The organism is Rodentibacter heidelbergensis, assembly GCF_002000125.1.
GTDB classification, from domain to species: Bacteria; Pseudomonadota; Gammaproteobacteria; order Enterobacterales; family Pasteurellaceae; genus Rodentibacter; species Rodentibacter heidelbergensis.
Genome location: NZ_MLHH01000003.1, coordinates 173,757 through 196,521, shown reverse-complemented (window position 1 = coordinate 196,521; position 22,765 = coordinate 173,757). Strand labels below are relative to the sequence as shown.

Below are 22,765 nucleotides of genomic sequence, written 5' to 3'. Positions count from 1 at the left end.
GTACGCAAGATGTGGTCGTACCAATTTAATCGGTTGCGGATTTTATGAGCTATTTTGATGTAAATCAAGAACTTTACACATCCTTTACATAAGCTATGAGAAAGAGGGGAAAAAAGAAGAGAAAGGCTTATATTTCAAGGCATAATAGATAAGAATGTAAAGGTGATATTCAATAGGTTTGATGAGTATTCGTTTGAGGATTTATCCTCTTTATAGATCAAACCTCTAGATTTTCCTCTAGAGGTTTGTGAATAATCTGACGGTAGTTAGCCGTATGGGATAAGGAAATTATTTAGCAGCAGGAGCTGGTTGTTCTGCACTCGGTGCGGCAGGTTGAGCCGGTGCCGGGTTAAATTTCGCTTCGATTTGTGCGCCAAGTTCAGCTAAAGATTTCATCTCCGCTTGGAGTTCCATCGCTTTACTTTCATAAGCTTTTTGAGCTTCTTCGGTTTTCGTATTAAGTTGCGCCACCAATAATTGACTTGCAAGGGTTAACACATTTTTGGTTTTGGTTTTTGCATTGTTGATTAAATCCGATTTCACATCAAGAGCATCTAAGCTTGCAATGCTTGATTGAACAGATTGATTAAATTCTTCTACTGCTGCTTTAGCTTTGTTTTCATCATTCGCTTCGATGGCTGCCGCTAAGTCTTGTTGTAGCTTTTGTTGGCTTTGCGCTTGTACTGCACCTTGTGCTTGATTCCACGCAAGTAATTTTTCATAATCTGCCTTTTCTTGAGCTTCAGTATTTACTGTCGGAGCAGCTTCAGCGGCTTTAGGGGCTTCAGCTGGTTGAGTCGTTTGAGGTTTCGTCGCATCTGTAGATTTGTTTGCCGGTTTATCACAGGCAGTTAAAAATAATGTAAATAGCGCAGTGGCAGTGACTTTAGTTAATTTGTTCATAAAAAATCCTTTAAGTTGATAATGAAATATGATCTGTTGGGTAAAAATTCAGTTCCCCTAAGACCGCGTATTTTCAGATTAGTTTAAAAAAATTTCAAGCAGTTTATTGTAATGTGGGGATGAATTGGGATAAAGCTTTGATTTCCTCTTCCGTTAAACGTTGCTTGGCCGGGTTGCCCGCCCCGATAAGTTTTCCCTTTTGACGTTCCAAAAGTGCGGTTGAAATTTCTTCTGTTTTTAACTGATGAATGATTTTTGATTCACCCATTGCCGGTTTTTCCCCTTTTTTTCCATGGCAAGTGGCGCAGGAACGTTTGTAAATCTTTTCTGCTTTGATGAAATCTGAGTTTGGCAGGGTTTCGGCTTGAGCCAAAAAAGAAAGCCCAAACAGGCTACCGAGAAATAAATAAAATGCTTTCATTGAGGATCCTTAATGATTTATTTGTTAAAGAGTTTCTCTAATTCTTGCTGCGGAATTTTACCTTCAAATTTTGCTTGAATATAGCCTTTATCATCGATAATGAAAGAGGTGGGGGTTCCCACCAGTTGATATCGTTCAGCGGTGATGTTCATTTGATCTTTAATCACAGGTTGGGTGAGCTGGTGTTTGGCGACCACTGCGTTGGTGTCCATCTTTTCACCATCTACATTGATGGCAATAAGCTGAACTTGGTTGGGATGAGTGTCATTGAGTTGCTCAAAGGTTTTTAGCTCCGCCATACAATGACCACAGGTTTCCGACCAAAAGGTGAGTAATCGAGTGCCTTGCCAATCTTTCAAATTCACTGGTTTACCTTGCAAATCGTAGGCGGCCAGTTCTGGGGCCATATGACCTAATGTCGCTTTTTCTTCTTTGCAGGAAACGGTGCTGAAAATGACCGCACTTAAGCAGAGTGATTTGAGTAAAAATTTAATGTTCATTTCGTTCTTCCCGTAAAAACTTACCGTGTTGAAGATAAATAGTGCGATCAGTGAGTTCGCCCAGTTCCGGATTATGGGTCACCATCACAATGGTTCTCCCTTGGCGGTTTAATTGTTGCAATAAATCTAAGATCAATGCCTCATTTTTTTCGTCTAAATTCCCTGTGGGTTCATCAGCGAAAATGACAGGGGGCTGATTGACAAGGGCACGAGCAATGCAAACACGCTGTTGTTCCCCACCGGAAAGTTGGCTTGGCCGGTGATCGATACGATGGCCTAATCCCACTTGTTCTAATACGGCTTTGGCTGCAGCTTCATCAATCACACTGTGGTAATGCTGAGCGAGCATCACATTTTCAAGGGCGGTTAAATAGGGGATTAAATGGAATTGCTGGAAGACCAGGCCGATTTTTTCTGCCCGAAAACGTTGACGACCCACTTCATCTAATTGTGCCGCATCAATCCCGTCTAAGATTACTTTTCCCTCGCTGGCGGTATCTAACCCGGTGAGAATGTTCATCAAGGTGGTTTTTCCCGAGCCGGAGGCACCCATAATGGCAACAAATTCCCCTTGCTTAATTTGAATTGTGATATCTTCAAGGGCAGTAACCTGACCAAAGCGTTTGTATAAATGTTCTGTTTCGATAACAAATTGAGTCATATTGTTCTCTTTTTTTAGGCTGATATTCGCTATTTACAAGGCTTATTCGCCTTTTAATACATTGGCTGTTTGAATACTTAATGCACGGCGTGTTGGAATAATGACGGCGATAAAGGCAACCAGTAAGGCGAGCACGATCGTAATCGGGAAAACCGGTAAACGCATATCAATGTAAGATTTAAAAACCGTTAAACCTAATATCTGCGCCAGCAAATAACCGAGCATGAATCCCATAAAAATAGCACAAGTAGCGATGATCAGAATTTCGGTGCAGATTTGTTTGATAATATCCGATTGTTTTGCCCCCAGGGCTTTTTGCAAAGCGAATTCTTTGGCACGTTCACCCACAATGGCAACCAAGGTCGTGTTCACACAAAGGGTGGCTAATACTAAAATTACCAAAGAAATCAGCCCCATTAATCCTTTTATTTTGTCTAAAATTTGCCCTTCAGAAGCGGAAACTTTACGAATAGGACGGGCGGTAAGCTCGGGATATTGCTGCATGATTTTTTCTGCAAACTGATCTACTTGCCCCAATTCATTTTTGACATTGAGTAGGGCATTGTTGGCAAGCCCTTCTTTTTCTAACCAATTTTGTGCAAAATCAAGATTGACAATGAGCATATTGTCCGTGGCATCACCGGCTTCTACAATAGCTTTAATGGTAAATTGATGTTTTTCTACGGCATTTTTAGAAAGTTGGAGTTTATCGCCGATTTTTAAATTAAGCCGTTCTGCAAGGGTTTTGCCGATCATGGCATTGCGATCATCAAAATCCACATTAATTGCCGAGCCGCTAATTTGCCAATAGGGCGCTAAAACCCGCATATCGGCAAAACGAACGCCCATAATGACAATTTTTTCCAATTCGCTGCGTGTCACACCGTAAAGATAGGGGCTGGCTGCGGTGATTAACCCTTGTGGGGCTTTCTGTAGAATGTCATCAATTTGGCTTACCGAAATCATTTCGCCTTTTGTCGAGCCGATATAGAAATTAGCACCAAAGGTACGGAGTTCTTGGCTCATTTTGGTGTTAATGTCGAAATATACTGCTGCCATCGCGGTAACAATGCTTGCGCCCACAGTTAATGCGGTGAAAATAATCATTACCCGTTGTAAACGCAGGCGCAGTGCACGGAAAATTAATCGCCAAAACATGCTTTTATTGTCTACCATAAAGCACCTCAACAGGATAAAGTTTGGCAATGCGATGAGCCGGGAAGCAAGTGCCTATGAGGGCAATGAGAATGGAAAGCATAAGCACGCAAGGAATGACGATCCAAGTAAAACTCAGCGGTGCACCGAAAAGGGTCGCACCAATAAATTTGGCGAGTCCCCAGCCGGCTAAACAGCCTAATATACCGCCAATCAATGCACTCAATAAGGCTTCACAATAAAACAATAGCATGATTTGCCATGGGTAAGCCCCCAAGGCTTTCATTAAACCGATTTCTTTGCTGCGTTCAATGATGCTTGAACTCATCAGTGAGGCGATACCCATAGCCGCCGCAATAACTGCTGCCAAAGTGACCACCGAAAGTAATAATTGAATTTTACTGATGACCACCCCTTCCGAGGCGGCGACTTGCCAAATTGGGCGTACAATGGCGCCGGAAACGGCTTCTTCCAGTTGATGAGAGATAGAAGAAACATAGGCTGTGCAATACCAACGATCATATTCTTCTGCATCAAGGGCATCGGTATTGGCTCGAGCCTTACGAGAGAGGGCATTTTCCGGCACGGTCAGCGCAGACACTTTCACCGATTGCACTTTGCCTTCTACTCCTAATAAGGCTTGGGCTGCACTTAACGGCATCACAATTTGATTATCTTCCATACCACCGGTGGTTAAAACCCCTTGAATTTTGACCGCACTTTGAGCGGAAAAATCCTTTTCTTGATAGTTTAAATAAAGGATATCACCTATTTCCCAGTGGTTCACCTTGGCAAGTTGCCGGCCCACAAGGACGGGAATGGTCTCACCGAAATCGTCATTTTCATCATTCACCCAATTACCTTGCACCTGCCAATAGGGGCTGATGATACGTTGCCCGGTGTGATAATCCTCTTCATCGGGAATGGCTATTTGATGATCGAAAAATGTTCCTAAAATGCTGACAGAGACGGAAAGTGCGGTGTTTTTTTCCGCTGTTTTGGAAGCATTGACTTTCGCCGTTAATTGAGGAGCAAAGCCGACAATATTATTCCGCCAGAAAATATCTTTGATATTCGGGAGTTCTTTTTCATCAATAAAATCTTGACCGGAAAGGGAAATATTGGCATTGAGTTCATCGGGTAATGCAGCGTTGCTTGCCGGCTCAATCAAAATGTTTGCACCATAAGATTTCAGTTCTTTTGCCATTTTATCGCCAATATCAATGGAAACGGCAAGCAGGGCAGAAACCAACCCTGCGGCTAAAAAAAGGGTGATGATGGCAAGTAATTTCCGTTTGAGGCCAAAACGCCAAGATTGAAATAACATTCTTGCTAACATTGTTATTCCTCTTTTTCATTTCCACGGTTTAAATATTTTTCAGGTTGATTGCGGAATTGTTCGAGATTTTCTTCATTTTCAAAGAAATAAGTACGGTTTTCAACGCTGTATTTATACTCCGTTTGGGTGTTCTTTAATGTTTTGCCGCTAATGGGATCTTGCACCTCAATTTCTACAATGGTGCTGAATAAATTAAGCCCGTCTTCTAATGAGGAGCGGGGAATAATGAGTGCATTGTCGGTTTGTTGCCAATTTTCAATCGGCACGGGATTGCATCCCCCCGGTTTGCCAATGGACGGAATAAACATATGCACCCCACAGCCGACACAGACCACTTGATTGCCTTGCATCACATAACCTTGATCGCCACATAATAAGCAGGCATCAAAAACGGCAGCAAGACTGAGTTTAGCCGGTTGGCGATTAATAATAAAAAAGCGGACGGCTTTGCCATCATCGGCAATCCAAACAAAGCGGTGGAGTTTACCGTCTTTGACTTGCTCAATCGGAATATGTACTTGCTGGGCTTGATCGAGTGTAACAGGAATGGCTTCCGACAGTTGCGGTGGGCGTGAAGCAACCTGTTCCCAGTAAAGTTGGCTTGCACCAATAAAAATCATTGCCAATGCGCCCCAATTAATTAGACGTTTTGAGATTTGCACCAAGGCTAATTTTTTGCGTTTTTCAATAGGATCTTGCTCAATTTGGGCGTGTAACTTACGTTTAAGGTGTGTTTGGAAGATAAAAATGCCTAAATTGACGAACATCACCGCAAGACAGAGGGTATTAAGCCAACCGGTGATCGCCCCTGATTTTGCTACAAAGCTTAACCGTAGCTTGGTGAGATCGATGATTTGTAATTTCATCAAAATAAGGAAAAGTTCGCCTACAAGCGGTATGACTAAGGCAAACCAAAGTAGAAATGTCAGCGCAAAAAGTGCGGTGGATTTTCCCGTTGTTTTTTGTTGTTGCTTCACTAAAAAGTAAATCCACATTGCAACGGCAAAACATAAAATGACCCCGAAAATGACGGCACTGAGATTTAAAATAAAGTCTGTGTTAATAATATCTGTATTGGTGAGGGCGGTGATATTGGGATCGTTCGCCCAAGTTACACCTGCAATCAACATAAAGATAAATTGCCAAGCTAAACGCAATTTAGGAAAGTTTACCCATTGACTGAGCGCAAAACATAAAAATGCGCTGAGAAAAAAAAGCGTCAGGCTCAGATTGACAATTTGGCTATTAGGCAAGCCAAAACGCAGTGCCACACCACTTATTAACCCCAAAAGACTTAGCCAAATGATCGTTTTTGCCGGCGGTGCTGTCGGTTTTATTGCCCAAGAGGCACCGAGTAAAATGGAAAGAGGTAAGAGTGATTGAAGCAGAAAAACGAAAAAGTAAGTCATAAGTTAAAAAATATCATGGTGATAAAATCGGTTGGCACAATAGGTTGTTTTGTGACCTAGATGTATCAATTTGTGCGTGAATATCCGCTATTCACGCACATTGTAAAACAATTATTTAATACCCGTGAATTTGAATTCATAGCTCACATCAAAAGGTTTCCACCAACGACCTACGCCGGTTTCGCCATCCGTATGACGGTGTAAACCTGCTTTTGATGGCGGATCGATATGATAGGTTAATTTATAGTTACCTACGCCCATCATTTTGACGTTTGCCCCGTAATGTGGGCCGTCACCTGCTACCATTGGCATAAAGGTGCCTTCTTGTTTTTCGCCGGTATCGGTATTCACTAAAGTGTAATTGATAGTGAGATAAGGCATCCATTCGCCATCGCCAAAGCCATTTTTATTGCCTTTTACGGCGTGAATATCCGCTTCTAAGTGAATGTCCGATTTGGCTGCCGGTAAGCCCATACCACGCGGTTCCATATCAATAGGTTTGAGATAAACAGCGGCAATTTCCATATCGTTCATTGTTACGGCTTCGCCGATTGGGTATTCGGTAAAGGCTTGTGCGCTTGCAGCGAATAAACCGGCTGCGAGAGTAGTCGCAATGAGTGCTTTTTTCATATTAAGATCTCCTAAGATTTAACGTAAAGCTGCTTTTTTGCTTTGGTATTTCATAACCACAAAGGCAAAAAGTGCAGCGATGATTAAAATGCCTTGTGGAACGAGTGTTTCCACATAAGGGTAAATGCCCAACCAAGCAATTTCCGGTATGCCGTTAATGAGGGTTGGCTCAAATAATTTTCCTTCAATCAATTCCAAGACGGATTTCCCGGCAAAAACAAAGGCCATCACATACATAAAGGTGCCGGTGAACATAAAAAACGGTTTAAGCGGAAGCCTTACCACGCTATATCGCATAATGAAGTAACAAATAGCCAGTAGGATAACCCCCACCACAAAACCTGCAAAAAGATAAACTAAACCGACCGCACTTTTGGCATCGCTTGCTAAGGCATAATAGAATAAAACGGTTTCCGCCCCCTCACGATAAACCGCTAGAAAGCTGGTGAGCCATAAGCTGGCTAAAGAGCCTGCTGTTAACGCCGTGGAGAGCTTGCCTTCTAAATAGCGTTTCCAATTTTGCGCTTCCACTTTGGAAAGCAACCAGTAACTCATCATAAAAAGCATGACGACGGCAATCATCATGGTGAAGCCTTCCAATAATTCCCGATGTTGCCCGGAATTTTCAAAAATCAATTGGAAAATAAACGCAGTGATAACACTTGCCACCAAAGCAACATAAACGGATTGACGAATAGTCGGTAGTTTATCTTGATGACCATTTTTGACGAGATAGGCCACAATCGCCGCCACAATAAGTAGCGCTTCTAAACCTTCCCGTAGAATAATTAACAAACTGTATAAGAATAACGACCAATCGCTTTGTTCTCCGCCTTGTAACATCCCCACTGCTTTGGATAAATTTTGTGCTAACCCTTCTGCCTGAGGTTGTAATTTGTCTCCTTGGTTGGCTTTCATTAGGCTAACCATTCGGGTGAAATAGCCTTCAATTTCGGCTTTGAAGTTACTATCACGAGAGCCGATTTTATTTTCCATACCACTGTTTTCAAACACATCAAAATAGGTGTCTTGTACCGCAAGAATGGCTTTTTTCTGTTCGCCTTTTTCATACAGTGAAATGGCTTGTTGAATACCTTGATTAACTTGATCGGCAATTTGTTGCCAATCTTGTTGCTCATTTTCCATGGATTGTGCTGAGCTATCCGGTTGATTTTGCTCTTCTCGAGTGGTAGGGAGTGCCGGTAATAATGCCTCAATATCTTGTAGAAGATTGGTACTTTGATAAGCAATTTCCGTCATTTGATCTGCTTGTTCGCTTAAACGAATTAAATGGTAGAATTGTTGATTAATGGCGGCGGATTGCTCGGAAGAACGGTGAGTACGCACCGCCATTTCCATTTCTGAATTTTTATAGCCGTCATATTGCGCTTGTTGGAATGATTGCTTGGCTTTGGCAAAATTACCTTGCTCATAAGCTTCAATGGCTTGTGCCACAAGATCATCAATGGTTTTAAAGCTTTGTTGCCAGTAAGGTAAAATTTGATCATTTTGATAGACATTGTGTTGCCCATCGGCATTGAGTTGATGGCCTTCTGCTAGAGCAGGTAAGACCTCTTGTAAGGCTTGTTTTAGCCCATTAATTTTGGTTTGGATTTCATCAATGGGTCTGCCTTCGCCAATCATCTTACGAATTTCACCAAAAGTGGCTTCCATTTGATAACTTTTTTGTGCCGAGAAATTAATGCGGATAGGGCCTTCTAAATTCTCAAAGACTTCAAAATAGGCCATTTGCACTTCTGTGCGGGCATCATCAGGACGATTTTGTTGAAGAAGTGTGGCGGTTTTATCTAACCGTTCAGTAATATCAGTGACCCATTGCTGATAATTATCTTGTGCAAAGGTGAATTGGGAAAAGAAAAGGGTAATGAATAGCACACCACCGCGTATAATAGAAAACATTAATTTATCCAAATGCAATTTATTCTTATTTAGAATCGTATTATCTCTAAATAAGAAAAAATCTCAATAGCGATTTCACTGTTTTGTGATGTAGGTCAAGTTTTAGGGAAGCTCAAAGTGCGGTTGATTTGGCCACACTTTTTATTTAAGCGAAGTGGGATTGTTGAACTTGAAATTTCAGATTGAGCGCTTTCATCACTTTCATTACAGTGGCAAAAGTTGGGTTACCTGAACCAGATAATGCTTTATAAAGCCCTTCACGGCTCATTCCGGCATCACGCGCAATTTGGCTCATATTACGGGCCCGAGCAATATCCCCCAGTGCGGATAAAATAAGCTCAACATTTTCTTCTTGTAAAATTTCGTTGAGATAAAGCTGGATTTCCTCTTCGGAAGTGAGATGCTCAGCAATATCAAAATCTTTTAATTGTTCAGTCATAATCCTAACTCCTTCGCAAGTTGTTTTGCTTTTTTGATATCTTGTTCTTGTGTGGATTTATCTCCGCCACAGAGTAAAAAGATCAGAACACCATTTTGATTTTTCAGATAAATTCGGTAGCCTTGTCCTTCATCTATGCGTAGCTCAAAAATACCATCATTGACGCTTTTAATGTCCCCAAAGTTGCCAAATTGTAAACGTTTGATCCGTGCATTAATCTTCGCTTTTGCACGAATATTCTTTAGTTTACTTAGCCAGTTATCAAAGGTTAAAGTGGTTTTTATTTGAACAGTCATGGGGAAAATAGGGCTGATGTTTAGGGAGCTATTCTAAATAATTTAGCTTGAAGTGTAAACTGTGGTTAACAAATTATAAGCATTTGAGGGATAGCTCAAAGTGCGGTCATTTTTTTAGTGGTTTTCACTCGCCAATTTTTCTTCAGAATAATCCCTCAATTGCTGAATTTCACGTTTTGCTTTATCAGACAGGACTTTATTATCCTTTAGCATTTGTTCGGAACGGGCCATGATAAAACGTAGATAATCAACATTATGCGTTTGTTCAAAAAATTGTTTTGCCTGATACATATCATTGAAATCTTTATTGGCTTGAGTGAGCAACATTTTTTGACCGAATAACATAATAAGTGCTAAGGCTAAGGCGATGAGGGTGCCATAACCCTTTGTGGGATAATAAAGTAATCCGCCGATAATAAAGAGGCCGGAAACGAGGCGAGAGCTGTTTTTTATGTAGGTTTCACTCGGCGGTGCTTGTATTAAGTCTTTAAATTTCATTATGTTTTCCTAAAAAATAAGGGCGTTATCATACGCCCTTATGGTTTGATTTTTCAAGTATTAGGCAAGGATACCCGCCCAGTAACCTAAGATCCCCACCCCAAATAGGGCAAAGATAATGAGCATCGCATTCACTTTTTTACGCAATAAGTACATACATAAGAAAGTGAGCAATAAGGCGAGTAAGCCCGGAAGCAGATCGTTTAATACGCCTTGAAGGGTAACGACGACTTCTTCACCAAGTTGATTTTTATAACGGGTGAGTTCTAATGGCACATTGATACTGGTCCATTTTGAAACGAGTGAGCCCATCACAAAGAGACCCAGAATAGAAGCGCCCTGAGTGATTTTTTGTAAACGGCCACCACCCATATCAGAAACGATTTCTGTCCCTTTTTCATAACCGTATTTGAACCCATACCAACGGGTTAGGGCACGAATCACGTTAATTAAAATAAAGAACAAAAGTGGGCCTAAAATGCTACCGGTTAAGGCAATACCGGCACCCAGTGCCGCTAAAACAGGGCGTAATGTTCCCCAGAAAATCGGGTCACCCACACCGGCAAGTGGTCCCATTAAGCCCACTTTTACCCCACTGATTGCCGCATCATCCACATCTTTTGCACCGTTGGCACGTTCCTGTTCCATGGCGGCGGTAACGCCCATAATGGCGGAACCCACCCAAGGTTGGGTGTTGAAGAATTCAAGGTGACGTTTTAATGCCGCCGCTTGATCTTCTTTTTTGCTGTATAAACGTTTGATGGTTGGGATCATCGAAACACAAAATCCCATTGATTGCATACGTTCAAAGTTGAATGAACCTAAAAGGAACGTTGAACGGAAGTAGGTTTTTAAAATATCACCTTTAGTAAGTGTCACTTTTTGATCTGACATAATGCGCTCCTTATAGACCTTCTAATTCGTTATCGGCTAATTTTTTTTGGCTTGCAACAGGCATTGCGGCTTGGTTAAAGCGAGGATTTAATTGGATATAAAGCATCGCCAAGCAGGTACCTAAAATACCTAATCCAACTAGGTTATAGTTAGTAAAGGAAGCAATAACGAAACCAAGGAAGAAGAACGGCATTAACGCCCCTGCACGCATCATGTTGATAACCATGGCATAACCGACCACCACAATGAAACCACCGGCAATTTGTAAACCACGGGTGATCACTTCAGGGATCGCATCTAATGCACTGGTTACCGTATCAGTGCCCGCCACTAAACCTACGGCTAAGGCAGGCAGTGCTACCCGTAAGGCTTGTAGGGAAAGACCGGCAAAGTGACAAAACTCAATGCCACGGAAGTTGGCTTGTTCTGCAAATTTATCGGCTTTGTGTTGTAGGAAAATGGTTAAAGTACGAACAAAAATAGTTAATACTTGACCCGCTGCCGCCACGGGGACGGCGATAGCGATAGCCGTACCCACGGATTGTCCGCCTTTGATGACTAAAATCGCTGAAATAACGCTTGCCAATGCGGCATCCGGTGCCATAGCCGCACCTACGTTCATCCAGCCTAGGGCGATCATCTCTAATGTACCGCCAAGAATGATACCGGTTTCAAGATCACCTAAAACCAAACCAATCATGGTACAAGCAAAAAGTGGGCGGTGGGTTTGACGTTCATCTAACACGCTTCCCATACCGCAGATTGCCGCAACCAGTACGACTAAAATGAGTTCCATTGTTGACATAAAAGGCTCTCCTAAAATTTAATTGAATCTAATTTTTCACGGGTTAGCTCAACCGGTTTATTGGCGGCCACTTTCTGAAGTGAGAGTTTGACACCCATATCAAGTAATTTTTTGAATGCTTCCACATTCGATGGATTAACGGTGACCGCATCAGAAAGTTGTTTATTGCCTTCTTTGTGCGTCATTCCCCCAACATTGATGGTATCAATACGCAGCCCACCTTCAATTAAACGCACCGCATCTTCCGGTTTGGTGACTAACATTAAGATATTACGGCTGGCGTATTTCGGGTTGTTATACACCTTAATCGCTTTATCCACCGAAATCACATAGGCTTTCAAATGAGGAGGGGCAATTTGGAGTAACAATTCTTTGCGAAGTTCATCATTCGCCACTTCATCACTGATAGCAAAAATCGCCTCGCATTTCACCGCTTTTGCCCAAGATGTTGCCACTTGACCATGGATTAAACGGTCATCAATTCGCAACAGGTTCACACTCATACGACCGTTCGGATCATATTGTGTATTGTCTTCTTCTGGTTGCGCTTCTTCTGATGAGGCGACCGCAGTTTCTTCTGCTGAGTTAAAGGAAGCGGTTTCATCGGGTTTGCGATAGCTTTTCACTGCCATCACACCCACTTCTTTTGCAGTATCGGCCAGTTCTTCTGCTGATTTGGCATCGTCTTTTGCATCCAACACTTCCAACAACATCGGTAAACTTACCCCGGTGACAATATCATCTTGTGGGCGTTTTGCCGCCACTCGAGCCGCAGCGTTATAAGGGCTGCCGCCGAATAAATCGACCAAAAATAACACCGAATCGGCGGGATCACATTCTGCGATAATCGCTTCATATTTTTCCACCAAGGTGTCTTGTCCTTCTCCCGGAACGAATGTGACGCCGTGGAGACCTTCCACTTCGCCAAACACCATTTCAGAAGAGTTTACCAACTCTGCGGCAAGTTTGCCGTGAGCGGCAACGATTACTTGAATCATTGGGTACTACTCCTAAGGTTACAAAAAAACGGTGAAAGCATAGTGTAAAAGCAGGGGCAATTCAATATGGTCAAAGTATAACCCTATCAAATTATGCGTTAGATCAAAATTTATTCACCATGATGCCAAAATAAACAGCCTGTTAGAAAGCCTATTAGAAAGCCTATGATGCGTGTTGTAAAGAAAAGTGCGGTCAATATGGATGAGGTTTTGTGGAACATAAAAATTTCGTTAAAATGCACGGAAATGATGATAAGGATCCCTTATGCTAACTCGCCAATGCTTTGTTTTGATTTCAGATGTGCTTCCTCAAGCCTTACCTCCACAGGTTTTAATACTTGGAGAGCAGGGTGTGCCTTTTTCAAAAGCCGAGAATTTATTGGGACAAGAATTTGAACATATTTTATTTGATGCTAGACAGGGTATTCATTTAGAGTCCCTTGCCATTGCAAGTGGAACACTAAAAAGAGGGGGAACTTTCTGTTTGTTACTTTCCACTTGGGAAGATTTAGAAAAACAGCCTGATGTGGATAGCCTTCGTTGGAACGGAAATCAGTCGGTGATTTGCACACCCCATTTTATTCATCACTTCAAACAATGTATCGCACGCTCTCATTTCCCGATTTTACAAAAAGCAAGTGCGGTCAGTTTTCCTCCCATTTTTAGTTATGAAGAAAAGCAAAAGCAGGCGACGGATGAACAGCAACAAATTATTGAGGCAATTTTACAAAGGCAGTGTGATCTTTATTTTTTGACGGCAAAACGAGGGCGGGGAAAATCTGCTTTGTTAGGTATGCTGGCTAATCGAATTGATGAACCGATTTACCTCACCGCCCCCAATAAAAGTGCGGTCAATACATTGTATAGTTTTGCCAAAGGAAAGATTGAATTTATTGCGCCTGACGAATTAATCCAACGATTACAACAAGATGCCTCATTTTCTGAAAGTGCTTGGCTTTTCGTGGATGAAGTAGCAATGATCCCCTTAGCCTTATTACAGCAATTTTCTCAACATTTTCGCCATATTGTTTTTAGCACTACAATTCACAGCTATGAGGGCACGGGTCGTGGTTTTGAATTAAAATTTAAGCAAAAAATTGACCGCACTTTTCAACACTTTGAGCTTTATCAGCCTTTGCGTTGGGAAAAAAATGACCCCCTCGAACATTTTATTGAAGATCTTTTGTTGTTGGATGCCGAAGATAAATTTGAGCAAATTGCCTATCACACAAAGCCCAATATCCGGATTGATGAAATCGAACAAGCGCAGCTTATCCGCTCGCCGGAATCTTTTTATGGTTTGATGACATTAGCCCATTATCGAACTTCCCCGATTGATTTACGTCGTTTGTTTGATGGAGAAGGACAACGTTTTTACCTCGCCTCAGATCAACATCAACTGATTGGCGCAATTTGGGCATTGGAAGAAGGCAGAATGAATGATGAGGCGCTTATTGAACAAATTCAGCAGGGAATTCGCCGCCCCAGAGGCAATCTCGTTCCACAAGCGCTATGTTTTCATGGCAATTTTCCTCAGGCTTGCCGATTGCGTTCACTGCGTATTTCGCGCATTGCAGTGCAGCCTCATTGGCAACAGCAAGGGATAGGGCAGGCATTAGTCAATTCTATATCATCGGCGGTGGATTTTCTTTCCGTCAGCTTTGGGTATACGAAAGATCTGGCAAATTTTTGGCAAAAATGCGGTTTTGCATTGGTACATTTGGGGGAACACAAGGAAGCCAGTAGTGGTTGCTATTCTGCCATTGCGTTGAAGGGCATATCGGAAGCGGGGATGGTTTTTACGGAAACCGCACAGCGACAATTTCAACGTGATCTGGGGCTATCAACGCATCCTTTGGCTGAAACGCTATGGCTGGGGGAAGTGGATTGGTCGCTTAATGAGGAAGATTGGCAACATTTAAAAACGTTTGCTTATTTTCATCGCACCTTATTTTCTTCAACCCCTGCTATTCGCCGTTTGTTGAAAGCACAGGGCAAGCGTTATTTTCCACGACTTTCCGACTATTTCAGCAAAAAAGCGCTTCCCTTTAATAAGAAAAAAAGCGTAGAATGTTTTCGTTTAGAAATTAAACAATACTTAGAGGAACTTTTATGACAACACCAACAGAAAATACCGAGAAACCAAAAGGATGGTTTAAACAGGCTTTAGAAAAATATGATAATTTTCTTAAAACCTACGATCTTGATTCGCCAAGCTGTTGTGGTGTGCCAAAAATGCGAGAAGATAAAAACGGCAATTTATGTAAAGAAGATTCACTCTTTAAAAAATAACCTGTTTTTTTATACAGATTTTCATCTTGAATCCCCTTTTTTAATTCAGTAAACTATGCGTCAATTTTTTATTAGAAATTGACGCATTATTCATGAAAACCGCTTTTTTCCAACTCGATATTCCTTCCTCCCCAAACGACCACAAAATTTTAGGCAATGTCTTATCGGGCGCTGATGCATTAGCTATTAGCGAAATGGCTCAGCATCACCCGCATTTGACGGTGGTGGTCACACCGGATACCCGCACTGCAGTGCGTTTATCAGAGCTTTTATCGGAATTAAGCGAACAAGAGGTGACACTGTTTCCAGATTGGGAAACCTTACCCTATGATACCTTTTCTCCTCATCAAGATATTATTTCTTCTCGTCTGAGTGCGCTTTTTCATTTGCAGAATGCGAAAAAAGGCATTTTTTTATTGCCGATTTCCACTTTAATGCAACGCCTTTGCCCACCGCAATATTTACAGCACCATGTGTTATTGATTAAAAAAGGGGATCGCTTAAGTATTGACAAGATGCGCTTACAATTGGACGCCGCCGGTTATCGCGCCGTAGAGCAAGTGCTGGAACATGGTGAATATGCGCTACGGGGTTCATTGCTCGATCTTTTCCCAATGGGCAGTAGCTTGCCTTTTCGGTTAGATTTTTTTGATGATGAAATTGATTCTATCCGCACTTTTGATGTGGATACGCAACGCACACTCGATGAAATTCAATCCATAAATCTTTTGCCGGCTCAGGAATTTCCAACAGATGAAAAGGGGATTGAATTTTTCCGCACGCAATTTAGAGAAACCTTCGGTGAAATCCGCCGTGATCCGGAACATATTTATCAACAAATCAGCAAAGGCACGTTAATTTCCGGTATTGAATATTGGCAACCGCTATTTTTTGCCGAAATGGCAACCTTATTTGATTATCTTCCGGCACAAACCTTGTTGGTGGATATGGAGGCTAATCAGGTTAAGGGAGAGCGTTTTTATCAAGATGCGAAACAACGTTATGAACAACGCAAAGCGGATCCGATGCGTCCTTTATTACCCCCGGAACGTTTATGGTTACACCTTGATGAACTCCATCGCCAACTGAAAGCCTATCCTCGCATTACGCTGAAAAATGAAAAAGTGCGGTCATCGGTACGTCAGAAAAATTTACCGGTAAGCCCATTACCGGCGATTGCCATTCAATCACAACAAAAAGAGCCGCTAGGGCAACTTCGTCAATTTATTGAACATTTTAACGGGAATATTGTGTTTTCCGTGGAAACGGAAGGGCGTCGGGAAACTTTGCTTGATTTGCTTCAACCCTTAAAAATTAAACCGAAACAAATTCCCTCTCTCGCCGAGGCTAAACAAGAAAAATTGAGTTTGTTGGTGAGTACCTTTGAGCAGGGTTTTATTATCGAACAATCTTCCCCATTGGCTATTATTGGTGAAGCGAATTTATTGGGTGAACGGGTGCAACAGCGTCAGCGTGATAAGCGTAAAACCATTAATCCGGATACCCTTGTGCGGAATTTGGCGGAACTTAAAATCGGCCAACCCGTGGTTCATTTGGATCATGGCGTGGGGCGTTATGGTGGATTGGTGACCCTTGATGCAGGGGGGATGAAAGCAGAATATTTGCTCCTAAATTATGCTAACGAGGCCAAACTTTATGTGCCGGTGACTTCCTTACATTTGATTAGCCGCTATGTGGGCGGTTCTGATGAAAGTGCGCCACTCCATAAACTGGGTAACGAGGCTTGGGTGAAATCACGCCAAAAAGCGGCGGAAAAAATTCGTGATGTGGCAGCGGATTTGTTAGATGTTTATGCACAACGTGAAGCGAAAAAAGGCTTTGCGTTCCATTATGATCGTGAGGAATTTCAACAATTTGCCGCCACCTTTCCTTTTGAAGAAACTCATGATCAAGAAATGGCGATTAACGCTGTCATTTCCGATATGTGCCAACCCAAAGCGATGGATCGTTTAGTTTGTGGTGATGTGGGCTTTGGTAAAACCGAAGTGGCGATGCGTGCGGCATTTTTGGCAGTGATGAACCATAAACAGGTGGCCGTTTTAGTGCCGACCACCTTGCTTGCCCAACAACATTATGAAAATTTTAAAGATCGTTTTGCGAATTTACCGGTGAACGTAGAAGTGCTATCACGCTTTAAAACGGCGAAAGAACAAAAACAAATTTTGCAAAATCTTGCGGAAGGTAAAGTGGATATTTTGATCGGCACGCATAAACTCATTCAATCTGATGTGAAATTTCACGACCTCGGTTTATTGATTATTGATGAAGAGCATCGTTTTGGAGTTAGTCAAAAAGAAAAGATTAAACAGTTACGCGCCAATATTGATATTCTCACCCTTACCGCTACCCCAATTCCCCGAACCCTGAATATGGCAATGCACGGTATTCGTGATCTTTCCATTATTTCCACGCCACCGGCTCGACGTTTAAGCATTAAAACCTTCGTACGCCAAAAAGAGGATTTAGTGGTGCGTGAAGCCATTTTGCGGGAAATTTTGCGGGGTGGACAGGTTTATTATTTATACAACGATGTGGCGAGCATTGAAAATGCCGCAGAAAAACTGACCGCACTTGTACCGGAAGCAAGAGTCGTGGTTGGGCATGGGCAAATGCGTGAACGTGAGTTAGAGCGGGTGATGAGCGATTTTTATCACCAACGTTACAATGTGTTGGTTTGTTCAACCATTATTGAAACAGGAATTGATGTGCCAACGGCCAACACTATTATCATCGAACGGGCAGACCATTTTGGTTTGGCGCAATTGCATCAACTGCGTGGTCGAGTGGGGCGTTCTCATCATCAAGCTTATGCTTATTTGCTGACCCCGCCACTGAAAATGATGACTAAAGATGCAGAGCGTCGCCTTGAGGCCTTGGAAAGTTTAGATAATCTTGGTGCGGGGTTCATTCTTGCCACTCATGATTTAGAAATTCGTGGTGCAGGGGAATTGCTGGGTAATGAACAAAGCGGACAAATTGAAACCATTGGTTTTTCCCTTTATATGGAATTACTTGATGCGGCAGTAAAAGCCTTAAAAGAAGGACGAGAACCTTCTCTGGAGGAATTAACTCAACAACATGCAGAAATTGAGTTGCGTATTCCGGCATTGTTACCGGATGACTATTTAGGCGATGTGAATATGCGTTTGTCTTTTTATAAACGTATTGCCGCCGCACAAACTAAACAAGAATTGGATGAATTAAAAGTCGAACTGATCGACCGCTTTGGATTGCTACCTGAAGCAACGAAAAATTTACTGCAAATTGCCGAATTGCGTCTATTGGTTGAGCCTCTACAAGTGCTACGAATTGATGCAGGAACTCAAGGCGGTTTCATTGAATTTTCACCTAATGCGAAAATTGACCCGGAAAAATTTCTTCAACTTATCCAAAAAGAACCCATTGTGTACCGCTTTGACGGCCCATTAAAATTCAAATTTATAAAAGATCTTTCCGAAAATAAAGTGCGGTTGGAATTTGTGACGGATTTGGTGAGGGGATTGGTTGAATAAAAGAAATTAGCGTGGCAACCTAAAAACTTGAATAGGCATCTATTATAAGCGGGGATATAATCGGCGGGAATGGATGATGGTTTGAATATATACTTCATCTCCGATGATATCGTAAACAATACGATAACCACGACAGAATGCTTCACGCCGATTATCTTGAATAATTCTACCAGCTGCAGTGGGCATATAGGCAATTACATCTATTTTAGCCAAAATATCGTTGGCTAATTTAATTCCAGTTATCTCATAACCCGTGTATTCAATTACGTTTGCTACAATCTCATTTAAGTTGCGGTCGGCTTCTTGGGTAAAGAAAATATTAGCCATAAATCAACATTTCACGCTCGGCAGCTTCAAGCTCCTGTGCTTTTTTTTCAATTGTTTGTTGTAGACGTAGTTTGGATTGTTCCAAAGTAAAAACACGCCCTGTCGCAAGATCTTCTTCACCACGTTTAATGCTTGCAGCGAGAAATTCATCATAGCCTTTTTCTTTAAACATTTTCACGCTCCTATGGAAATGTTCCTACTATAACGTGAGTGATTTTTTTAAGCAAATAAAAAGGGCTTGCGCCCTTTAGTTAATATCGATCATCTAATCTGTTATGGGGCCAGGCTTGCTATTGGTTTTTGGGAAGTAAAAACACTATTTCACCTCCGCCCCTTTCAACCACTTTCTCACCCAGGAACGATTTGCCGATAGATTTTGCATTATTTCTTCACTTAAAGGCAAAGGTTCACCATAAATTAATGAGGCTAAGGTTTCGCCAAGTAAAGGGGCGGAGGTTAAGCCGCGTGATCCCAAGGCGGCACAGAGAAAAAGATTGGGAAAATTGACCGCACTTGGAATGGGTTGTTGGCGGCGGCGGAGATTAAACAGATTGTGATAATTTTCACACTGTTGGGCGAAGTGGGGAACATTACCCACCATTGGGGCGAGATCCCGCACGGAACAGCGAATACCTGTTCGGGCAAGATTGCCTGAGGTATCCACTTCTTGTGTCCAACTTTGTGCAATATTTTGTTGAAGTTTTTGCTGATTTTCCCGCTGTTCTTGTTCGCTAAAATGACGATCTGTATTATCCCGAATATGGCTTGCACCAATACAATGACTGGTTTTGGCTTGATCTGCGGGGGTGAGATAGCCATCGTAGCAAAGCACGGATTTCAGTTTCAGTAAATTTTCGGAAGTGGGGATTTGGCTCACTTGCCCACGAATGGGATAGAGAGGCAGTTTTTCTGTTTGACTAAAATCAGTAATTTTATAGCCGTTGGCGAGAATTACTACCTCATGTTCTGTGCTGTCTTTTGGGGAATGATGTAGTTGCCAGCCGGAGTGGGTAGGGGAAAGTGCGGTAATTTTTTGCGATGTTTTGATTTTTACCCCATATTTTTCAAGTAATGAAAAGGCATTTTGCACAAATTGGCGGGGGGCAAGCCAAGCCCCTTGGGAAATAAACCCTCCACCACAATCAAAGGGCAAGCCGACCTTTTCGGTTAAGGCTTTAGCATCCAATATTTCAAAAATTTCCTTTGGCAAACCTAATTGGGATATTTTTTCCAATTTGACCGTACTTTTTTCGTTATAGGCACATAAGGCCACACCACAAAACTCGTGTTCAAATTCAATCCCTTGTTTTATTGCCCAATCAAGTAATTGTTTGCCATAGGTGAAGGCATGAAGATAAAAATGAATGGTGAGGGGATTATCATCGCTCAGTTGAGGATAAAAGGCCCCTTGTTTATTGCCGGAAGCATTTAGCGCAGGTTGTTTATCTTCACAATAAAGGGTGATATTGGCACCACGTTGAAGCAGCGAAATGGCCGTACAAAGTGAGGCAATTCCCCCGCCAATAATCGCAATATCTTGTTTTTTCATCGTCGCCGATTGAGGCAGATACCAAGGGGCGGAAAGTGCGGTCGATTTTGGCTGTGTTTTTTGCCCGCTCAGACATTCCCGTTTTTTGCCAAACCCTTGACGTTTAGTTACCTCAAAACCTGCTAATGCCAACCCTTTTCTAACCGCACTTGCTGCCGTGAAAGTAGCAAAAGTGCCTTGAGGTTTGCTGAAACGATACATCAGGTGGTACAGGTTTTCGTTCCACATATCGGGGTTTTTACTCGGGGCGAAACCGTCTAAAAACCAAGCATCAATCTGTTCGTTCATATAATCGCCAAGTTGCGGTAAATTTTCTGCCACATCACCAAACCATAGATCAAGGGTGGTTTCTGCAAAATGAATGCGTTGGCAGCCTTTAATCGGTGATTGCCAATAGCGTTGTAAATGTTGGCTGAGTTCGGCAAATTGAGGATAAGCCAAATGCGCTTGCTGAAGTGCGGTCGGTTTTAGAGGATATTTTTCAAAGGAAATAAAATAGAGCCGTTTTAAAGGCGCATGTGGAAATTGATGCCGAAATTGTCGAAATAATGTAGTGACCGCAAAAAAATTTAATCCCGTACCGAAGCCGGTTTCTGCAATCACAAAATGGGCGTTTTCATCAGCAAGCCAACGTTCCCATAATCGATTGCCTTGTAAAAACACATAATCGGTTTCTGCTAATCCATCCTGATTGGAAAAATAAATATCATCAAATTGATTGGAAATCGGCGTATTTTCTTCATTAAAGTGAATATCGGCATACTGAACGTTGAACATTTTTATTCCTTTATTGCATGATTGAATTGGCTTATAATAGCGAAATTTTCGGGCTTATTGAAATTTGTTGGCGGGGGGAATGCCTAACTGGTCTAACAAATAAACTATTGCTTGAAATATTTTTATTTCGTAGTAGTTTTGAGCCGTTATTTTGACCTATAAAACAAAAGGAAGAAGCAATGAAAAGAGCTGTCATTACAGGCTTTGGGATTATCTCTAGTATTGGTAACAACAAAGAAGAAGTGCTTGCCTCTCTAAAAGCAGGGAAGTCGGGTATTGAAGTCGTGCCTGAATTTGTTGAGATGAAAATGCGTAGCCATGTTGCGGGTACGATTAAATTAGATCCAAGCGAACATATTGATCGTAAAGTGTACCGTTTTATGGGCGATGCGGCGGCTTATGCTTATCTTTCTATGCGTGAAGCCATTGAAGATGCCGGGTTAACAGAAGAGCAAGTGTCCAATGATCGTACCGGTTTGGTGATTGGTGCAGGCACAGGCTCTGCGCATAACCAGTTGGTGGCTTGTGATGCAGTGCGTGGACCTCGTGGTGTCAAAGCCATTGGCCCTTATGCGGTAACCAAAACTATGGCATCCAGTGTTTCAGCCTGTCTTGCCACACCTTATAAAATCCGTGGTGTTAACTATTCCATCAGTTCTGCTTGCGCCACTTCAGCCCATTGTATTGGCCATGCCTTAGAATTAATCCAATTAGGCAAACAAGACATTGTTTTTGCCGGAGGCGCAGAAGAATTATCTTGGGAATGTGCCACAGAGTTTGATGCAATGGGGGCGGTTTCCACCAAATATAACGATACACCGGAAAAAGCTTCCCGTGCTTACGATGCAAACCGTGATGGTTTCGTTATTGCCGGTGGTGGTGCAGTGGTCGTTGTTGAAGAGTTGGAACACGCTCTTGCCCGTGGTGCAAAAATTTATGCGGAAATCGTGGGCTATGGGGCGACCTCTGACGGCTATGATATGGTGGCTCCAAGTGGTGAAGGGGCAGAACGTTGTATGAAACAAGCCATGGCAACCGTGGATACGCCAATCGATTACATTAATGTTCATGGTACTTCAACACCGGTTGGGGATGTGAAAGAATTGGGTGCAATCAAAAATGTCTTTGGTGATAAAGTGCCAGCCATTTCATCGACCAAATCTATGACCGGGCACTCACTCGGGGCTGCCGGTGCACATGAGGCCATTTATACCTTATTAATGTTAGATAATGATTTTATTGCACCAAGTATTAACATTGAAACCTTAGATGAAGCAGCGGAAGGTTGCAATATCGTCACCGAAACGAGAGAAAATGCCGGTTTGCAAACAGTGATGTCAAACAGCTTCGGTTTTGGTGGAACGAATGCCACATTAATCTTCAAACGTTACAATGGTTAGTCCAAACCGGATGAAATAA

General features: G+C 42.3%; 22 protein-coding genes. 4 read left to right on the top strand and 18 right to left on the bottom strand.

Going from position 1 to position 22,765, the window contains the following annotated elements; translation table 11 throughout:
- Window positions 1-288: 288 nt before the first annotated feature.
- The 15 genes from BKK48_RS01520 to BKK48_RS01450 all read right to left on the bottom strand — a co-directional run bounded on the left by BKK48_RS01520 (window position 289) and on the right by BKK48_RS01450 (window position 12,868).
- Window positions 289-903 (bottom strand): lipoprotein HlpB, encoded by a 615-nt coding sequence (locus BKK48_RS01520; RefSeq protein ID WP_077426458.1) that lies wholly within the window; start codon window positions 901-903, stop codon window positions 289-291.
- A 103-nt stretch (window positions 904-1,006) separates the two neighbouring features.
- On the bottom strand, window positions 1,007-1,324 hold the full coding sequence (locus BKK48_RS01515; RefSeq protein ID WP_077426457.1) for a c-type cytochrome: 318 nt from the start codon (window positions 1,322-1,324) through the stop codon (window positions 1,007-1,009).
- 17 nt (window positions 1,325-1,341) lie between these two features.
- Window positions 1,342-1,824 carry a TlpA family protein disulfide reductase gene (locus tag BKK48_RS01510; protein ID WP_077426456.1) on the bottom strand — a complete coding sequence of 161 codons (483 nt, stop codon included), beginning with the start codon at window positions 1,822-1,824 and terminating at the stop codon, window positions 1,342-1,344.
- Complete coding sequence (locus tag BKK48_RS01505) at window positions 1,814-2,485, bottom strand: ABC transporter ATP-binding protein (RefSeq protein ID WP_077426455.1); 672 nt, start codon at window positions 2,483-2,485, stop codon at window positions 1,814-1,816. The genes BKK48_RS01510 and BKK48_RS01505 overlap by 11 nt, the downstream gene beginning before the upstream one ends.
- A gap of 42 nt (window positions 2,486-2,527) precedes the next feature.
- Window positions 2,528-3,661 carry an ABC transporter permease gene (locus BKK48_RS01500; RefSeq protein WP_077426454.1) on the bottom strand — a complete coding sequence of 378 codons (1,134 nt, stop codon included), beginning with the start codon at window positions 3,659-3,661 and terminating at the stop codon, window positions 2,528-2,530.
- A complete protein-coding gene (locus BKK48_RS01495) occupies window positions 3,648-4,979 on the bottom strand; it encodes an ABC transporter permease (RefSeq protein WP_077426453.1) in 1,332 nt (443 codons plus the stop codon). The genes BKK48_RS01500 and BKK48_RS01495 overlap by 14 nt, the downstream gene beginning before the upstream one ends.
- A 2-nt stretch (window positions 4,980-4,981) precedes the next feature.
- The gene (locus BKK48_RS01490; protein WP_077426452.1) at window positions 4,982-6,388 is read right to left on the bottom strand and encodes a Fe-S-containing protein; all 1,407 of its coding nucleotides are present in this window, start codon (window positions 6,386-6,388) and stop codon (window positions 4,982-4,984) included.
- A gap of 111 nt (window positions 6,389-6,499) precedes the next feature.
- Window positions 6,500-7,018 carry an iron transporter gene (locus tag BKK48_RS01485; RefSeq protein WP_077415632.1) on the bottom strand — a complete coding sequence of 173 codons (519 nt, stop codon included), beginning with the start codon at window positions 7,016-7,018 and terminating at the stop codon, window positions 6,500-6,502.
- Window positions 7,019-7,036: 18 nt separating this feature from the next.
- A complete protein-coding gene (locus BKK48_RS01480; RefSeq protein ID WP_077426451.1) occupies window positions 7,037-8,938 on the bottom strand; it encodes an FTR1 family protein in 1,902 nt (633 codons plus the stop codon).
- A gap of 145 nt (window positions 8,939-9,083) precedes the next feature.
- Window positions 9,084-9,377 (bottom strand): addiction module antidote protein, encoded by a 294-nt coding sequence (locus BKK48_RS01475; protein WP_077426450.1) that lies wholly within the window; start codon window positions 9,375-9,377, stop codon window positions 9,084-9,086.
- The gene (locus BKK48_RS01470; protein WP_077426449.1) at window positions 9,374-9,673 is read right to left on the bottom strand and encodes a type II toxin-antitoxin system RelE/ParE family toxin; all 300 of its coding nucleotides are present in this window, start codon (window positions 9,671-9,673) and stop codon (window positions 9,374-9,376) included. The genes BKK48_RS01475 and BKK48_RS01470 overlap by 4 nt, the downstream gene beginning before the upstream one ends.
- 114 nt (window positions 9,674-9,787) lie before the next feature.
- On the bottom strand, window positions 9,788-10,171 hold the full coding sequence (locus BKK48_RS01465) for a hypothetical protein (RefSeq protein WP_077426448.1): 384 nt from the start codon (window positions 10,169-10,171) through the stop codon (window positions 9,788-9,790).
- 60 nt (window positions 10,172-10,231) lie between these two features.
- Entirely contained in the window at window positions 10,232-11,065 is an 834-nt protein-coding gene (gene manZ / locus BKK48_RS01460) for a PTS mannose transporter subunit IID (RefSeq protein ID WP_077426447.1), read from the bottom strand.
- A 10-nt stretch (window positions 11,066-11,075) separates the two neighbouring features.
- Window positions 11,076-11,870 carry a PTS mannose/fructose/sorbose transporter subunit IIC gene (locus BKK48_RS01455; protein WP_077426446.1) on the bottom strand — a complete coding sequence of 265 codons (795 nt, stop codon included), beginning with the start codon at window positions 11,868-11,870 and terminating at the stop codon, window positions 11,076-11,078.
- Window positions 11,871-11,881: 11 nt separating this feature from the next.
- Window positions 11,882-12,868, bottom strand: a complete 987-nt coding sequence (locus BKK48_RS01450) for a mannose/fructose/sorbose PTS transporter subunit IIA (RefSeq protein ID WP_077426445.1) — start codon at window positions 12,866-12,868, stop codon at window positions 11,882-11,884.
- A gap of 265 nt (window positions 12,869-13,133) precedes the next feature.
- Between BKK48_RS01450 and BKK48_RS01445 the strand changes: the two genes are divergently transcribed.
- From BKK48_RS01445 to mfd, 3 genes are all read left to right on the top strand, one after another.
- Window positions 13,134-14,984, top strand: coding sequence for a tRNA(Met) cytidine acetyltransferase TmcA (locus BKK48_RS01445; protein ID WP_077426444.1), 1,851 nt, complete (start codon window positions 13,134-13,136; stop codon window positions 14,982-14,984).
- Window positions 14,981-15,160, top strand: coding sequence for a DUF5363 family protein (locus BKK48_RS01440; protein WP_077426443.1), 180 nt, complete (start codon window positions 14,981-14,983; stop codon window positions 15,158-15,160). The genes BKK48_RS01445 and BKK48_RS01440 overlap by 4 nt, the downstream gene beginning before the upstream one ends.
- A 92-nt stretch (window positions 15,161-15,252) precedes the next feature.
- On the top strand, window positions 15,253-18,693 hold the full coding sequence (gene mfd / locus BKK48_RS01435; protein ID WP_077426442.1) for a transcription-repair coupling factor: 3,441 nt from the start codon (window positions 15,253-15,255) through the stop codon (window positions 18,691-18,693).
- A gap of 42 nt (window positions 18,694-18,735) precedes the next feature.
- Here mfd and BKK48_RS01430 read toward each other — a convergent pair whose 3' ends face one another.
- The 3 genes from BKK48_RS01430 to mnmC all read right to left on the bottom strand — a co-directional run bounded on the left by BKK48_RS01430 (window position 18,736) and on the right by mnmC (window position 21,346).
- Window positions 18,736-19,020: a type II toxin-antitoxin system RelE/ParE family toxin gene (locus tag BKK48_RS01430; protein WP_077426441.1), complete on the bottom strand. Its 285-nt coding sequence runs from the start codon at window positions 19,018-19,020 to the stop codon at window positions 18,736-18,738.
- Window positions 19,013-19,192: a hypothetical protein gene (locus BKK48_RS01425; protein ID WP_077426440.1), complete on the bottom strand. Its 180-nt coding sequence runs from the start codon at window positions 19,190-19,192 to the stop codon at window positions 19,013-19,015. Before BKK48_RS01425 ends, BKK48_RS01430 begins: the two co-directional genes overlap by 8 nt.
- Before the next feature lie 144 nt (window positions 19,193-19,336).
- Complete coding sequence (gene mnmC, locus BKK48_RS01420; RefSeq protein WP_077426439.1) at window positions 19,337-21,346, bottom strand: bifunctional tRNA (5-methylaminomethyl-2-thiouridine)(34)-methyltransferase MnmC2/FAD-dependent 5-carboxymethylaminomethyl-2-thiouridine(34) oxidoreductase MnmC1; 2,010 nt, start codon at window positions 21,344-21,346, stop codon at window positions 19,337-19,339.
- A gap of 179 nt (window positions 21,347-21,525) precedes the next feature.
- Here mnmC and fabB point away from each other — a divergent pair, with 179 nt between their 5' ends.
- On the top strand, window positions 21,526-22,746 hold the full coding sequence (gene fabB / locus BKK48_RS01415; protein ID WP_077426438.1) for a beta-ketoacyl-ACP synthase I: 1,221 nt from the start codon (window positions 21,526-21,528) through the stop codon (window positions 22,744-22,746).
- Window positions 22,747-22,765: the final 19 nt, after the last annotated feature.